The following is a 13959-nucleotide window of genomic DNA, read 5'->3' on the forward strand; positions in this document are numbered from 1 at the left end:
TGCCGGTCGTGCGGGTTGCGTGGCTCGTGCACGTCGGTTCGGCTGTGCCGGCCGGCCCCGTCGGTGCGGTCGGTCCGGTCGGTGGGGGTCGGTGCGGCGAAGTGCTCGTCGAGTACGGCGGTGAAGAGTGCCGCCACGTCGTCGCGGTCCAGTGCGGCCTCGCGGGCCCGGACGGCCCAGGCGTCCAGTTCGGCGCGCAGGGGCGAGTCGGCCGGGGCGGTGCTCAGCCCGCGCCGCACGAAGGTGCCGATGCCGCGCCTGGCCTCCACCAGTCCGTCGCGCTCCAGCTCGCGGTACGCCTTCAGCACGGTGTTCGGGTTGATGGCGGTCGCCTCGACGACCTCGCGGGCGGTGGGCAGCTTGTCGCCGGCCCGCAGCACGCCCAGGCGCAGGGCCTGCTTGGTCTGCTGGACGATCTGGACGTAGGTGGCCACGCCGCTGTGCCGGTCGATGCGGTATTCGACCACTGGACAACCACCCTTTCACTAATTGAGTAGTGAAAGGGTGGTGGAAGGTGGTGTGCGAAGTCAAGAAAAAATCGTGCGGCGAACCGTGAACCGATGGGCGGGGCCCGTCCGATGAGGGGATGTGAGCGAAACGAGAAGCGACGGGGAGCTGTTGCGGGCCATCGCGGCGGACCGGGACCGTCACGCCTTCGAGGAGCTGTACCGGCGGTACGCGCCCTGGCTGACCGCGCGTCTGCGCGGCCGCTGCGTGGACGCCGGGATAGTCGACGACGTCGTGCAGGAGACCTTCCTCGCGGTGTGGCGCGGCACCGCCCGTCACCGCCAGGAGGGCCACTCCGACGACGCCGCCGGCTGGCTGTGGCGCATCGGCTCCCGGCGGCTGATCGACGCCGTCCGCGGCGACGGGGCGCGAGGCCGGATGCGCCAGGCGCTGTACCGGCTGCGCCACCGCGACGAGGCCTCGGCGGAGGAACGCGTGCTCGCGGGGGTGGAGCACGGGGACCTCGCCGGGGCCCTCACCCGCCTCTCGCCGGAGCTGCGGGCCGTCCTCCAGGCGACCGTCATCGACGGGCTCACCACCCGGGAGGCGGCCGTCCTGCTCGGCATCCCGCCCGGCACCGTCAAGACGCGGGCTCTGCGCGCCCGCAAGCAACTGCGGGAGGCGCTGGCATGAGGCGGTACGTGTGCGGAACGGACCCGCGCGGGCGCGTGGGTGACGGACAGTCGAGGGAGGTCGTGGCATGACGTGGCATGTGGCTGAAGAGGATCTGCGGGCGTACGCGCACGGCGAGTTGGCGCCGCCGTTGCTGTGGTCCGCCGACACCCACCTCACCGGGTGCGCGTCGTGCCGGGCCCGGCTCGCGGACACCACCGACCCCGTCGCGCTGGACGCCGGCTGGGAGCGGCTGGACGCCGAGCTGGACGCGCCGCGGCAGGGCCTGCTCGAACGGCTGCTGGTACGGCTCGGCGTGGCCGACCACACCGCGCGGCTGCTCACGGCGACGCCGGTGCTGCGCCGGTCCTGGCTCCTTTCGGTGCTGTTCCTCCTGGTCATGACGGTGCTGGCGGTGCGGGTGGCGGACCAGCCCGCGCTGTTCCTCGCGCTCGCCCCGCTGCTTCCGCTCGCCGGGGTCGCCCTGTCGTACGGGCCGTCCCTGGACCCGACGTACGAGATGGCCGTCGTCGCCCCGCTGCACGGCTTCCGGCTGCTGATGATCCGCACGGTCGCGGTCCTCACCGCGGGCCTGGCGTTCAACGGGCTGGCGACGCTGGCGCTGCCCGGGTACGGGCTGCTGGCCCTGGCCTGGCTGCTCCCGGCGCTCGCCCTCACCGCGGCGGGACTCGCGCTGACCGCCCGGCTCGGTCCGGTCGTCGCGCCCGCCCTGGTCGGCGGCGTGTGGGTGGCGCTGCTGGTGGTGGCGAAGAGCCAGGTGCACGCCCACGACACGCTCGCCCCGTTCACGGTGGCCGGCCAGTCGGCGGCGGCGGCCGTGGCGGCGCTCGCCGCCCTCCTGCTCTACCAGGCCCGTGACCGCTTCGACGCGCGCCCGCCGGGCGGCTTCCCGGACGGCGGCACCGTGTGACGCGGCCGACCGCCCCCACGGCCCCCGCCCCGGCCCCGCCCGCCCACCGGACTTCCAGGAGCTCCACATGACCACCGCTGCCCCCGGCCCCGCCACCCTGACGGCCACCGACCTCTCCCTGCGCTTCGGCGGGACCCGTGCCCTCGACGGGGTCTCGCTGCGCCTGACGCGTGGTGTCACCGGGCTGCTCGGGCCCAACGGCGCGGGCAAGACCACCCTGCTGCGGGTGCTGGCCACGGCCGTGCCGCCCGACGGCGGGGCGTTCACGGCGCTCGGGCACGACCCCGGCACCGCGTCCGGCCGCCTCGCCCTGCGCCGCACGCTCGGCTATCTGCCCCAGACCCCCGGCTTCCACCCGGACTTCACGGCCTTCGAGTTCGTCGACTACGTCGCCATCCTGAAGGAGCTGACCGACCGCGGCGCCCGGCTGCGCGAGGTGCGGCGCGTGCTGGAGGCCGTCGACGTCTCGGAGGTGCGCGGTACGCGGATCAAGCGGCTGTCCGGTGGCATGCGGCAGCGCGTCGCCCTCGCCGCCGCGCTCGTCGGCGAGCCCGGATTCCTGGTGCTGGACGAGCCGACGGTCGGCCTCGACCCCGAACAGCGCATGCGGTTCCGCGAGTTGATCGCGCAGGCCGGCGAGGGCCGCACGGTACTGCTGTCCACCCACCAGACGGAGGACGTGGCGATGCTCTGCCACCGTGTCGTGGTGCTGGCCCAGGGCCGCGTCCGCTTCGAGGGCACCCCGGCCGAGCTGACCGCCCGCGCGGACGGCCGGGTCTGGAGCAGCACGGAACGTGACCCGAACGCCCTGGCGGGCTGGCGCACCGGCACCGGCAGCTTCCGCAACATCGGCGATCCCCCGACCGGCGCCGAGCTGCTCGAGCCCACGTTGGAGGACGGCTACCTGCTGGCCCTCGACGGCGAGAGCGCGGAGGTGGCGGCATGAGCACCGCCACGCCCACAATCACGGAACCCGCCGGCACGCTCCCCGAGCCGCCGCCCGAGGCCCGCCGCGCCGGGGCCGTCCTCGCCCTCGCCCGCTTCGAGGCCCGCGAGCTGCTCCGGCAGATCCCGGTGCTGTTCTTCTTCGCCCTGTACGTCGTCCTCGTCGTCCTGCGGCTGATGAGCAAGGACGGCATGGACGACTTCCCCGTGCTCAACACGGTCGACCGGCGCACCCAGGCGGCGCCCCTGCTGTTCGCCCTCGCCCTGTTCATCTGCGCCAACGCGGCCACGCTGCGCTCGCGCAAGCACGGCACGGCGCAGCAGTTCGGGGTACTGGCCATGGAGCCCTGGCGGCGCACCCTCGCCCATGTGCTGTCCGTGATCCCCTACGCGGGACTCACCGCGCTGGTCGTCGCGGCCGAGTACACCCGGGAGGCGCTGAAGCCCGGCGCGATCGGCCACGGCTCCTTCGGGGAACTGGCCGTCGGACCCTTGAGCGTCCTGCTGGCAGGCGTCACGGGTGTGCTGCTGGCCCGGCTGCTGCCCTCCTCCTTCGTGCCCATACTGTTCGTCATCGCCGTGTATGTGCTCGGCGTCCTGGTCTCCGGACTCATCGGCTCCGGGCGCGACGGGCTGGTCTGGCTCGACCCGATCCAGTTCTTCCAGTCGAGCGGCGGCGACCCGGTCCCCTCCGACCTGCTGGGCCGCCCGGCCGGCTGGCACGCCCTGTACGTGGCGGGCCTGTGCGCGGTGCTGACCTGCGCGGCCCTGTTGGTCGCCGGCGGCCGCACGCGCGCCGTCAAGGCGGCGACCGCTCTCGCCCTCGCGGTCACCGCGGTGGGTGTGATCGGCCAGGTCCCGCGCGACACGGCGGCGCTGGAAGCGGCCCGCAGGACGGCGTCCGGCTCGCCGGAGAAGGTCCAGTCGTGCACGACGTACGACGGCTCGACGTACTGCTCGTACCCCGAGTGGAGCGGGGTGCGGTCCGAGTGGGCCGAGGTCGTCGACCGGGTCCGGTCCGGGGCGGGCGGCGCGGCGGCGGAGACCCCCCTGACGATCCGCCAGCGCATCTGGTCCGACGGCGAGGCGGAGGTCGACGGCGCGCTGGAGGCGTCCACCACGCCCGGCGAGGTGACGGTCGGTACGCGCTGGGGCGGCAACCGCGTCCCCGAGTTCGCGGTCGGGGTCGCGTCGGTCCTGGTGGGCGGCACGGAGGACGTGACGACCGAGCCGATGTGCGACGCCCGCGCGGTCACCGTCATGTGGCTGGTCCTGGGCAACGACCCCACCCCGATGGCCACCTTCCGGGACGTGCGGCTGGACGACAGCACCACCGGCTCGGGCGTGGTCCTGACGCCGACCGACGGACTGGGCCTGTCGAGCGCGCAGACCACGGTGATCGGGGAACTGCTGGACCGGCCACGCGCCGCGATGACGGCCCGTGTGAAGGCCCACTGGGCGGAACTGACGTCCGCGAGGACGACGACCGTCCAGGCCGCGAAGCTGCTGGGCGTCGCGGTGCCGAAGGAGGCGGACCCGTGCGGGGACTAGGGCGAGCGGAAGCGACGAGGGTCCCACCGGACCTGCTGCGGTCCCTGGTGCCGCCGGTGTGGCGCGGCCTTCCCTGGCGGGCGCTGACCACGGCCGGCGGACTGGGCCTGCTGCTCGCCGGGACCACCCGGCTGCCGGGCCACCCTCCGGACGCCGAACTGGGGCGGCTGGTGCTGCGCCTCACCGCGCTCACCGGCGCACTGGGCCTGGCCTTCCTGCTGGACGACCCGGCCCGCAACACCACGGCGACGACACCGGTGGGCCGCCCGCTGCGCACCCTGCTGCGGCTGGCCGTCATCGCCCCCCTGCCCGCCCTGTGGTGGGCGGCGGCCCTGCTCCTGACCCCCGCTCCCACCCGCCCCGCGCTCGGCCCGGCCACGCTGGAGGCGGCGGGGATGGCCGGCGCCGCGCTCGCCCTCGCGACGATCGCCGTCCGCTGCACACAGGCGGCGGAGGTGGGCAGAGGCGCGGCGATCTGGCTGGGGTCGGCGGCCGCGGTGGCGGTGCTGGTCCCGAACCGGTGGGGCCTGCTGGGCACGTCCCAGGATCCCTACTGGGCGGCGACGCAGGCGAGATGGGCGGTGATGCTGGCGGCGACGGTCGTGCTGAGCGTGCTGTGGACACCGGAACCGCTGCGCGGGCGACCCCGGAGACCCGGGTCAGGCCGGGTCGGCCCGACCGGGGGCGGTCGCGGTCGCCGCGGGTGAGGCACCCGCCGCCGATGAGGCCCGGACCCTCCCCGCGCGGTTCACCTCGCCGTCTTCCCCCGCGCGGTTCACCTCGCCGTCTTCCCCCGCGCGGTTCACCTCGCCGTCTTCCCCCGCGCGGCTCACCTCGCCGTCTTCCCCCGCGCGGCTCACGTCTCCGTGCGGTACATCAGGTCCGTCTCGTGGGTGATGAAGCCCAGCCGTTCGTACACGGACACCGCGGCCTTGTTGTCGGCGTCGACGTACAGCATCGCCGTCGGCAGGCCCTGCGCCGCGAGGTGCCGCAGGCCGATCGTGGTGAGGGACTTGCCGAGGCCACCCCCCTGCTCGCCGGGGGCGACGCCGAGGACGTACACCTCACCGAGCCGCTCCTCGGCGTGCGTCTTCGTCCAGTGGAAGCCGACGAGCCGCTCGCCGCGGAAGGCGAGGAAGAAGCCGGCCGGGTCGAACCAGGGCTCGGACCTGCGGGCGTCGAGGTCGCGCTGGGTGAGGGAGCCCTGCTCGGGATGGTGGGCGAAGGAGGCGGCGTTGACGGCGAGCCAGGCGGTGTCGTCCTTCCCGGGGACGAAGGTGCGGACGCTCACCCCGTCGGGCAGTACCGGATCGGGCAGTTCGAGATCGGTCAACGGCCGTCGCATCTGGCGCAGTTCACGGAACAGGGAGAGGCCCAGGACCTGGGCGAGGTGCCGGGCGGCGGAGTGACCGCCGTGGGCCCAGACCCGAAGCCGCTTGCCGGAGGCGGCGAGCAGGGCGGAGCCGAGCGCCCGGCCGTGTCCGTGGCCGCGGTGCGAGGGGTGGACGACCAGTTCGGCTGCGGGTGCCTCGACCGGATCGGTGTCCTCCAGCTGGGCGTAGCCGACGAGTTCGTCGCCGAGGGTGAGGACCAGGTGCGAGACGCCTTCCCGGGCGCCTCCGCGCAGCTGAAGGCGGCCCTGTTCGGACACCGCCTGCTGGCCGTCCGTCCGGGCGGCCTCCGCGAGCAGTTCGAGGACGGCCTCGGTCTGTTCGGGGGAGAGCTCGGCGTGGGTCTCGATGGATCGGGAGCCGGGGATCCGTGCGATGTCGTCGCTGGTCATGCGTACGAGGGTAAGGGGCGGGCCGCACAAAGTGGCGGCAGGAGGAAAGGCGGAAGACGGCGGTCCGGAAAGGCAAAGCGGAGGGTAAGCGCAGGACAAAGGGAAACCAGGATGTAACCAAGAACCCCCTGTCGCGCTACGCGCGTTGACCCTAGGCTGCGCCGGACGGGGCCACTTCCTCACACGTCTCTCAGGGCCGGTCGGGCCCGGGGGACGCAGACGCCACAGGCAGACACCTCAGGGGGGCGCATGCCAGCCACTTCCCAGCCGCATCCGAACGGCAGACGTCGTACGTACCGTCTTCTCGCGGCCGCCGCCGGGCTCGCCACCGTGGGTGCGATGGCCGCCGCGCTCCCGGCGGACGCCCACGACGCCAAGCACTCCAAGCCGCTGCCGAGCCGCTACCAGGATGTGCAGCTGCTGTCCTTCAACGACCTGCACGGCAACCTCGAGCCCCCGTCCGGTTCCTCCGGCCGGGTCACCGAACTCCAGGCGGACGGCACGACGAAGACGATCGACGCGGGCGGAGTGGAGTACCTCGCCACGCACCTGCGCGAGGCCCGCGAGGGCAACGCGTACTCGGTCACCGCGGCCGGCGGTGACATGGTCGGCGCCTCGCCGCTGATCTCGGGTCTGTTCCACGACGAGCCCACCATCGAGGCGCTGAACAAGCTCGACCTGGATGTCACGTCGGTCGGCAACCACGAGTTCGACGAGGGCGCCAAGGAGCTGGCCCGGCTCCAGAACGGCGGCTGCCACCCGACGGCCGGCTGCTACACGGACAAGAGGTTCAAGGGGGCCGACTTCCCGTACCTGGCGGCCAACGTCCTGTCCGAGAAGACCGGCAAGCCGATCCTCAAGCCGTACTTCGTCTGGAAGAAGAAGGACGTCAAGATCGGCTTCATCGGCGTGACGCTGGAGGACACCCCGGGCGTGGTGTCCGCCGAGGGCGTCAAGGGCCTGAAGTTCCAGGACGAGGTCGAGACGATCAACAAGTACGCCAAGGTGCTCCAGAAGCAGGGCGTGAAGTCGATCGTGGCGCTGATCCACGAGGGCGGTCTGCCGGCCTCGGGCTCCTACAACTACAACTGTGACTCCCCGGGCGCGGGCGCCGGCATCTCCGGCCCGATCGTCGACATCGCGAAGAACATCACGCCGTCGGTGGACGCGCTGGTGACGGGACACACGCACGCCGCGTACGCGTGCACGATCCCGGACCCGTCGGGCAAGCCGCGCACGGTCACCTCGGCCGCGTCCTTCGGCCGTCTGTACACGGACACCACGCTGACGTACGACCGCTTCACCGGTGACATCGCGCGTACGGCGGTCAAGTCGGCGAACCACGTGGTCACCCGGACCGTCGCCAAGGCGCCCGACATGACCGAGCTGATCACCAAGTGGAACACCCTGGCGGCTCCTGTCGGCAACCGGGCGATCGGCTACATCTCCGCGGACGTGCCCAACACCGGCACCGAGTCCCCGATGGGCGACCTGATCGCGGACGCCCAGCTCTGGTACGGCAAGGAGCTCGACCCGCAGACGGACCTCGCGCTGATGAACCCGGGCGGCGTCCGGGCGGGCTTCACCTACGCCGCCAAGGGCAGTGAGGGCGACGGCGTGGTGACCTACGCCGAGGGCTTCACGGTCCAGCCGTTCTCCAACACCGTGAACCTCCAGGACTTCACCGGCGCTCAGCTGATCCAGGTCCTCAAGGAGCAGGTCAGCGGGACGAACGCGAGCGCACCGAAGATCCTTCAGCCGTCCGCCAACCTGACGTACACCCTGGACCTGACGAAGAGCGGCGCCGACCGCGTCGTCACGGACTCCATCAAGCTGAACGGCGCGGCGATCGACCCGGCCGCCACCTACCGCGTCTCCACGAACAACTTCCTCGCGGGCGGCGGCGACGGCTTCACCACGCTGGGCCAGGGCACGAACGACCTGGTCGGCGCCGACGACCTGACCGCCCTGGAGCAGTACCTGCTCGCCAACTCCTCGGCCACGGGCCCGATCGCCCCGCCGGTGGCCAACCGGATCGCGATCGTGCAGTAACCCTTTCGGCAAGACAGCCAAGAGGCGGCCGCGTCGGTGACGCGGCCGCCTCTTCGTATTAAAACCTGTGTGAGTCCGCCATTGGTTCCCGCGCCCGTCTGAAAACTCGTCTCAGCTTCAATTCATCGAGGTCTCAGCGGAATCGGCTTTTTCTTCTTCCGTCGTCCCGTAGTGTTTTCCATGTCGAAAGCGAACGACGCGAAAGCGAAGAGAGCGAACGACGCAGGGAACGAAAGCATCGACGACATCAGGAGAACATCATGAGCTTCCACAAGATCACCCCCGTCAAGAAGGCCCGCAAGACCGCTGCCGCCCCGGCTCCGAAGCCGGTGGCCAAGAAGAAGGCCGCGAAGAAGGTCGCTCCGAAGCGACGCCCGGTCTCCCATAAGGGCTGATGCCACAGTCGGCGCTGTTGCAAACTCGCGACAAATAAGCCACGCGTAAAACCACCATAGTCGGCACCTGATAATCGAAGAGGTATTTCCCATGAGCTTCCACAAGATCACCCCCGTCAAGAAGGCCCGCAAGACCGCCGCCGCCCCGGCTCCGAAGCCCGCGGCCAAGAAGAAGGCCGCGAAGAAGGTCGCTCCGAAGCGACGCCCGGTCTCGCACAAGGGCTGACGGCACACCACGAGGCGGGGTCACCGGCGAGCGCCGGGGCCCCGCCTCGGTCGTGCCTCCACACACAGGGAGTCGAGGGAGTTGCTGACATGAGGGAAGCCCGTGAGGCCTTCCGCCGCTTCTGGCCGCTGACGCGCGGCGACCGCGGATGGATGCTGGTGATCGTGGCGTGCGTGGTGGTGTCCGCGCTCACCGAGACGGCGTCCATCCTGCTGTTCGCCGAACTCACCGACAACGCCCTCGAGGCCGGCTCGCTCGCCGCCTTCTGGGGTCCGGCCGGAGCCTGGCTGGGCGTCGCCGCGCTGGGCGCGCTCGTCGGCTACCTCGGCAACTCGCTCGCCACCTGGACGGCGGAACGCTTCGTCCTCCGGCTGCGCGCGAACGTCTTCGGTCACGTCCAGGAGCTCCCGCCCCACTTCTTCCAGCGGCACCGCCGCGGTGACCTGGTGGAACGGCTGACGGGAGACGTGGAGGCCATCGAACAGCTGGTCGTGTCGGGCGTGGTCGGCACGATCTCGGCGGGCTTCTCGGCCGTCTTCTACGCGGTGGCGGCCCTGTGGCTGCGCTGGGACCTGGCCCTCGCCACCTTCATCCTCGCCCCGCTCTTCCTCCTCGCCGCCCGCCGCTTCTCCGGCCGGATCAAGCAGGCCTCACAGGACGAACGCGTCGCCGACGGCGCGATCACCTCGGTGGTGGAGGAGTCGCTGGGCAACGTCGTGCTCACCCAGGCGTACAACCGCCGCCGCGACGAGGAGCGGCGCCTCGACAAGGAGGCCCGCGCGTGGATGCGGGCCAGCGTGCGCGGGGCCCGGCTGAGCGAGATGTACGAGCAGTTCGTCGAGGTGGTCGAGACCCTCTGTGTCCTGTCGGTGATCGGCCTGGGCGTCTGGGAGATCTCGGCCGGCCGGATGACCCTCGGCGCCCTGCTCGCCTTCGCCGCGTTCATCGGCTACCTCTATCCCCCGGTCCGCAGCCTCGGCCAGCTGGGCCTGACGGTCACCGCGGCCACGGCGGGCGCGGAACGCATCGCGGAACTCCTGGACGCGGAGCCGGCGGTGAAGGACCCGGACGTTCCCGTCCCCGCCTGGCCGGTCCGGGGCTGGGTCAGCCTGCACGGCGTCTCCTTCCGCTACCCCGACGCGGCCCGCGCGTCGCTGCGGGACGTGACCTTCACCGTGGGTCCCGGCGAACTGGTCCTGGTCACGGGCGCGAGCGGGGCCGGCAAGTCCACCCTCTCCAAACTCCTCACCCGCTTCTACGACCCGGACGCGGGCGTCGTCTGCCTGGACGGAGTCCCGCTCACGGACGTCCCACTGGAGTTCGTCCGCGAGAACACGGCGCTGCTTCCCCAGCAGACCCTCGTCCTCAACGGCACGATCCGGGAGAACATCGAGTGCGGCCGTCCGGGCGCCACGGACCAGGAGATCGAGCGGGCGGCCAGGTCGGCCGCGGCCCACGAGTTCATCGCCGTTCTCCCCGACGGCTACGACACCCACATCGCCCCCGGCACCGCGGCCCTCTCCGGCGGCCAGCTCCAGCGGATCGCCATCGCCCGCGCGATGCTGCGCGCGGCCCCGGTCCTGGTCCTCGACGAACCCACCGCGGGCCTCGACTCGGTGGCGGCCCGGCAGATCGTCCAACCCCTGCGCCGCCTCATGTCCGGGCGCACCACGATCATGATCACCCACGATCTGAGCCTCGCCCCCGACGCCGACCGCATCCTGGTCGTGGACGAGGGGCGGCTGCTGGACGCGGGAACGCACGACGAGCTGATGGCCCGCTGCGAGGCCTACACCAGGCTGGTCGAACCGTGGTCGGAGACGGCGCGCCGGCCCACCCGCCCACGTGACCGGTTCACCGACGACACGCTGGTGCTGCGGCTGTGAGAGAGCACCGGTCGACCGGCGGTACCGGCCCCCCGGGCAACACGGTCGGCACCGGCAGGCCGTGCGGCGTCGGCAGGCCGTGCGGCGCCGGCGTCACGCCACCCGGAGCATGTACCCCAGCCCTCGCGCCGTCTGGATGATCCGGGGTTCGCCGTACTGCTCCAGCTTGCGCCGCAGGTACATGACGTACACGTCGAGCGTGTTGGACGTCGGTTCGAAGTCGAAGCCCCAGACGTCCTTGTGGATCTGGGCGCGGCTGAGGACCTTCGCCGGATGGCGGAGGAAGTACTCCAGGAGGGAGTACTCGGTGGGGGTGAGGTCGAGCGGGCGGGCGGCGCGGGTGACCGTACGCGAGGACAGGTCCATCGCGATGTCGTGGAAGGCCGGCCGGGGAGCGGCCGCCCGGGCGGCGGGGGACACCCAGCGCGTGCCCCGGCGCAGCAGGGCCCGCACCCGGGCCAGCAGCTCCTCCACGGCGAACGGTTTCATCAGGTAGTCGTCCGCGCCGTGGTCGAGGGCGACGATACGGTCGCCCACCGCGTCCCGGCCGGTGATCATCAGGATCGGGACGGTGGAACCGGAGGCCCGGATCCGCCGGGTCGCGGCCAGACCGTCGAGGCCCGGCATGGTGACGTCCATCAGGACCAGGTCGGGGGCGTTGCCGGGGGCTCCGACGAGGTCGAGGGCGAGGTCGAGGGCGAGCCGTCCGTCTCCGGCGAGGACGGTCTCGTAGCCCTCGAAGCGGAGTAGCCGGCCGAGTCCCTCGCGGACGTCCGCGTCGTAGTCGGCCAGCAGGATCCTCCCCGCCGAACCCGCTCCCCCCGCTGTGCGCGTCCCCCCGGCCGCTCCTTCGGCCGACGTCCCCATTGCCGTCCCCGCCGCCGTCTCCTTCACCGTGCGTATCACCATTCCCTCACGGTGGAGCGAGGGGCTGTGGCGGGGCTGGCAGCGGGATGTCAGGAGGCCGTGGGGGTCCAGTCGCCCAGCCAGTCCGCGACCTCCTGGGCGGCGGCCTGGGCGTCGGTCAGCTGGGGACGGTCGGTGCTCGCGGCGCCCGAGCCCGCGCCGGTGTTCTTGTACTCCGCGAACCGGTCGTCCTTCCAGGAGAAGCCGCTCATGTCGGACCAGGGGGTCGTCTTGATCGCGGCGCTGAGGGAGGTGTTGCGGACGGTTGCCTGCGGGTCGAGCGTCGCGTCGCCGCCCGCGTGCCAGTTGCGGCCGAGGAAGAAGCTCCGGTCGGACACGTCACCGGTCACGGTGGAGTTGGCGATCAGGATGCCCTTGCGGTCGGCGGCCGTGCTGGGGGCCGTGACATAGCCGGCCGAGGTGCCGTTCCAGCGCTTCTTCAGGGTGATGACGGACTTGTCGATCACCGCGGTGGCACGGCCGAAGATGAAGTCGGTGTTGCCGACGACATAGGAGTTGGTGACGTAGACGCGCCCGAGCTTCGCCTTGGCCGCGGTGTCCACCAGCAGGGTGTCCTGGTCGCCGCTGATGATGACGCTGTCGAGGAACACCTTGTCGGCGGAGGTGCGCAGGGCGACCGCCTGGTTGGCGATGTCCTGGTGGGCGGCCTCGTCGAAGTCGTTGGAGATGGTCAGGTTACGGGCCTGGAAGTCGTCCGCGTCGACGGCGACGGTCGCGCTGCCGCCGGTGCCGTACGTGCCGGAACCGTCGGGCTTCGGCGTACCGGACGCGTTGTCGTAGACGATCGTGGTGTCCTTGCGGCTGCCGCCGGTGCCCTGGATGGTGACGTGCGGCTTGTTCGACGGGACCTTGACCAGCTCGCGGTAGGTGCCCGGCTTGACGGCGATCACCACGCGCGAGGGGTTGTTCGCCGGTACGGCGTTCACGGCGGCCTGCACGGTCGTGTACTGCCCGCTGCCGTCCTTGGCGACGGTGAGCGTGGTGGCGGCGGCCGCCTTCGGGGTGGCCGTCGTCGCGGTGGACGCCGTCGTGCCGATCGAACTCCGCGGGCCCGCGCCCGACTTGAGCAGCGCCGGGACGTCGGCCGTCTTGTCGAGGGTGTACGCGTAGTACGTCTTCGGGTCCCAGGCGGCGCCCGTACCGCCGCTCTCGTTCTTGCCGGTCGTGCCGGAGAAGACGTTGCCGCGCTGGACGAGGGTGGCGGTGGCGTCCCGGACGACGGGGTTGGTCAGACCCTGGAAGTAGGAGTTCTCCAGGACCATGTTCGTCGCGCCGCGCGAGTAGTTGCCGTACGAGGAGTTGATGTCCGTCCCCGCCACGTCCTCCAGGAAGTTGTTGTACAGGTGCGCGTGGGCGACGTTGTCCGTGGACGGGTTGCGCTGCTCGGTCTCGCGGATCCAGTTGTGGTGGATCGTGATGTCGGCGGTGACGTTGTCGGTCCAGCCGATGCCGAACGCCTTGTTGTCCTGGCTCAGCTTGTTCCAGGACACCGTCAGGTGGGTCGTGTCCTTGCGGCTGTCGATGAGCCCGTCGGCCATGTGCCGGATGTCGTTGTGATCGATCCAGACGTGGTGCGCGCCGTCCATCTGGATGCCGTCGTAGTCGTGTTCCTTGTCGTTCCAGACGCCCTGGTAGGCGTCCCGGATCGTCAGGTTCCGGATGATGACGTTGTGGACGCCCTGCCCGAGGAAGAAGCCGCCGCCGACGATGTGCCCGGCGGTCCCGGATCCCACGATCGTCTTGTCCGACTGGACCTTGATCTCTTTCCCGACCGGATCCATGGTGATCGTCGCGGCGACGACGATGACGTACGGCTCGGCGGCGGTCGCGTACTTCTCGAGGTCGGCGAGCGTCTTCACGGTGACGGTCTTGCCGTCCCGGCCGCCGTACGTACCGTTCTGGCCCAGGGCGTCGACGGAGGCGAAGCCGTCGGCGGTGGCGGTCGCCCAGGCGGGCGTGGCGGCGGTCGCCGCCGAGGCACTCGCCTGCGCGTCGGCTCCGAAGAGCCCGAGGTCCGTGCCGTAGGCGAGGGTGCCGGCGGCGGTGAGGGCGAGGGGTACGGCGATCGCGAGGGTGGTACCGCGCCTGCGGTGTCGGGGCCTGCTGGTGCCTCTGCTGCGGTGCGCGCTCATACGACATCCGTT

At 71.7% G+C, this 13959-nt stretch carries 12 protein-coding genes and 1 pseudogene; 9 read left to right on the forward strand and 4 right to left on the reverse strand.

All coding sequences use genetic code 11. The annotated features are described in order from the left end of the window. Nucleotides 1–98: 98 nt before the first annotated feature. Nucleotides 99–467, reverse strand: a pseudogene (locus tag OG440_RS19940) (GntR family transcriptional regulator); the annotation flags it as partial. Between the two features lie 121 nt (nucleotides 468–588). On the opposite strand from OG440_RS19940, the gene OG440_RS19945 reads away from it, so the two are divergent. The 5 genes from OG440_RS19945 to OG440_RS19965 all read left to right on the forward strand — a co-directional run bounded on the left by OG440_RS19945 (nucleotide 589) and on the right by OG440_RS19965 (nucleotide 5253). Beyond that, on the forward strand, nucleotides 589–1140 hold the full coding sequence (locus OG440_RS19945; protein ID WP_406008155.1) for an RNA polymerase sigma factor: 552 nt from the start codon (nucleotides 589–591) through the stop codon (nucleotides 1138–1140). 67 nt (nucleotides 1141–1207) lie between these two features. Continuing rightward, the gene (locus tag OG440_RS19950) at nucleotides 1208–2050 is read left to right on the forward strand and encodes a zf-HC2 domain-containing protein (RefSeq protein WP_406008156.1); all 843 of its coding nucleotides are present in this window, start codon (nucleotides 1208–1210) and stop codon (nucleotides 2048–2050) included. Between the two features lie 67 nt (nucleotides 2051–2117). Next, nucleotides 2118–2996 (forward strand): ABC transporter ATP-binding protein, encoded by an 879-nt coding sequence (locus OG440_RS19955; RefSeq protein ID WP_406008157.1) that lies wholly within the window; start codon nucleotides 2118–2120, stop codon nucleotides 2994–2996. After that, complete coding sequence (locus OG440_RS19960) at nucleotides 2993–4546, forward strand: ABC transporter permease (protein WP_406008158.1); 1554 nt, start codon at nucleotides 2993–2995, stop codon at nucleotides 4544–4546. Before OG440_RS19955 ends, OG440_RS19960 begins: the two co-directional genes overlap by 4 nt. Beyond that, nucleotides 4534–5253 (forward strand): ABC transporter, encoded by a 720-nt coding sequence (locus tag OG440_RS19965; RefSeq protein ID WP_406008159.1) that lies wholly within the window; start codon nucleotides 4534–4536, stop codon nucleotides 5251–5253. Before OG440_RS19960 ends, OG440_RS19965 begins: the two co-directional genes overlap by 13 nt. A gap of 149 nt (nucleotides 5254–5402) precedes the next feature. On the opposite strand, the gene mshD is transcribed toward OG440_RS19965, so the two are convergent. After that, a complete protein-coding gene (gene mshD / locus OG440_RS19970) occupies nucleotides 5403–6329 on the reverse strand; it encodes a mycothiol synthase (protein WP_406008160.1) in 927 nt (308 codons plus the stop codon). A 249-nt stretch (nucleotides 6330–6578) separates the two neighbouring features. Between mshD and OG440_RS19975 the strand changes: the two genes are divergently transcribed. From OG440_RS19975 to OG440_RS19990, 4 genes are all read left to right on the forward strand, one after another. Then, entirely contained in the window at nucleotides 6579–8381 is a 1803-nt protein-coding gene (locus OG440_RS19975; RefSeq protein ID WP_406008161.1) for a bifunctional metallophosphatase/5'-nucleotidase, read from the forward strand. 260 nt (nucleotides 8382–8641) lie between these two features. After that, nucleotides 8642–8776, forward strand: a complete 135-nt coding sequence (locus OG440_RS19980) for a hypothetical protein (protein ID WP_362265987.1) — start codon at nucleotides 8642–8644, stop codon at nucleotides 8774–8776. Nucleotides 8777–8867: 91 nt separating this feature from the next. Then, entirely contained in the window at nucleotides 8868–9002 is a 135-nt protein-coding gene (locus tag OG440_RS19985; protein WP_406008162.1) for a hypothetical protein, read from the forward strand. Nucleotides 9003–9091: 89 nt separating this feature from the next. Continuing rightward, nucleotides 9092–10888 carry an ABC transporter ATP-binding protein gene (locus OG440_RS19990; RefSeq protein ID WP_406008163.1) on the forward strand — a complete coding sequence of 599 codons (1797 nt, stop codon included), beginning with the start codon at nucleotides 9092–9094 and terminating at the stop codon, nucleotides 10886–10888. A 93-nt stretch (nucleotides 10889–10981) separates the two neighbouring features. Here the strand turns inward: OG440_RS19990 and OG440_RS19995 are convergent, their stop codons facing one another. Both OG440_RS19995 and OG440_RS20000 read right to left on the reverse strand, forming a co-directional pair. After that, nucleotides 10982–11797 carry a response regulator transcription factor gene (locus tag OG440_RS19995; RefSeq protein WP_406008164.1) on the reverse strand — a complete coding sequence of 272 codons (816 nt, stop codon included), beginning with the start codon at nucleotides 11795–11797 and terminating at the stop codon, nucleotides 10982–10984. 47 nt (nucleotides 11798–11844) lie between these two features. Then, nucleotides 11845–13947 carry a pectinesterase family protein gene (locus OG440_RS20000; protein ID WP_406008165.1) on the reverse strand — a complete coding sequence of 701 codons (2103 nt, stop codon included), beginning with the start codon at nucleotides 13945–13947 and terminating at the stop codon, nucleotides 11845–11847. Between the last annotated feature and the right edge of the window lie 12 nt (nucleotides 13948–13959).

It is taken from the genome of Streptomyces sp. NBC_00637 (assembly GCF_045161545.1).
Classification (GTDB): Bacteria; Actinomycetota; Actinomycetes; order Streptomycetales; family Streptomycetaceae; genus Streptomyces.

Excerpts from the sequence above, each read along its gene's own strand:
- OG440_RS19980 (WP_362265987.1), top strand. The coding sequence starts at position 8,642 with ATGAGCTTCCACAAGATCACCCCCGTCAAGAAGGCCCGCAAGACCGCT.
- OG440_RS19985 (WP_406008162.1), top strand. The coding sequence starts at position 8,868 with ATGAGCTTCCACAAGATCACCCCCGTCAAGAAGGCCCGCAAGACCGCC.
- OG440_RS19995 (WP_406008164.1), bottom strand. The coding sequence starts at position 11,797 with ATGGTGATACGCACGGTGAAGGAGACGGCGGCGGGGACGGCAATGGGG.
- OG440_RS19975 (WP_406008161.1), top strand. The coding sequence starts at position 6,579 with ATGCCAGCCACTTCCCAGCCGCATCCGAACGGCAGACGTCGTACGTAC.
- OG440_RS19955 (WP_406008157.1), top strand. The coding sequence starts at position 2,118 with ATGACCACCGCTGCCCCCGGCCCCGCCACCCTGACGGCCACCGACCTC.
- mshD (WP_406008160.1), bottom strand. The coding sequence starts at position 6,329 with ATGACCAGCGACGACATCGCACGGATCCCCGGCTCCCGATCCATCGAG.
- OG440_RS19990 (WP_406008163.1), top strand. The coding sequence starts at position 9,092 with ATGAGGGAAGCCCGTGAGGCCTTCCGCCGCTTCTGGCCGCTGACGCGC.
- OG440_RS19950 (WP_406008156.1), top strand. The coding sequence starts at position 1,208 with ATGACGTGGCATGTGGCTGAAGAGGATCTGCGGGCGTACGCGCACGGC.
- OG440_RS19960 (WP_406008158.1), top strand. The coding sequence starts at position 2,993 with ATGAGCACCGCCACGCCCACAATCACGGAACCCGCCGGCACGCTCCCC.
- OG440_RS20000 (WP_406008165.1), bottom strand. The coding sequence starts at position 13,947 with ATGAGCGCGCACCGCAGCAGAGGCACCAGCAGGCCCCGACACCGCAGG.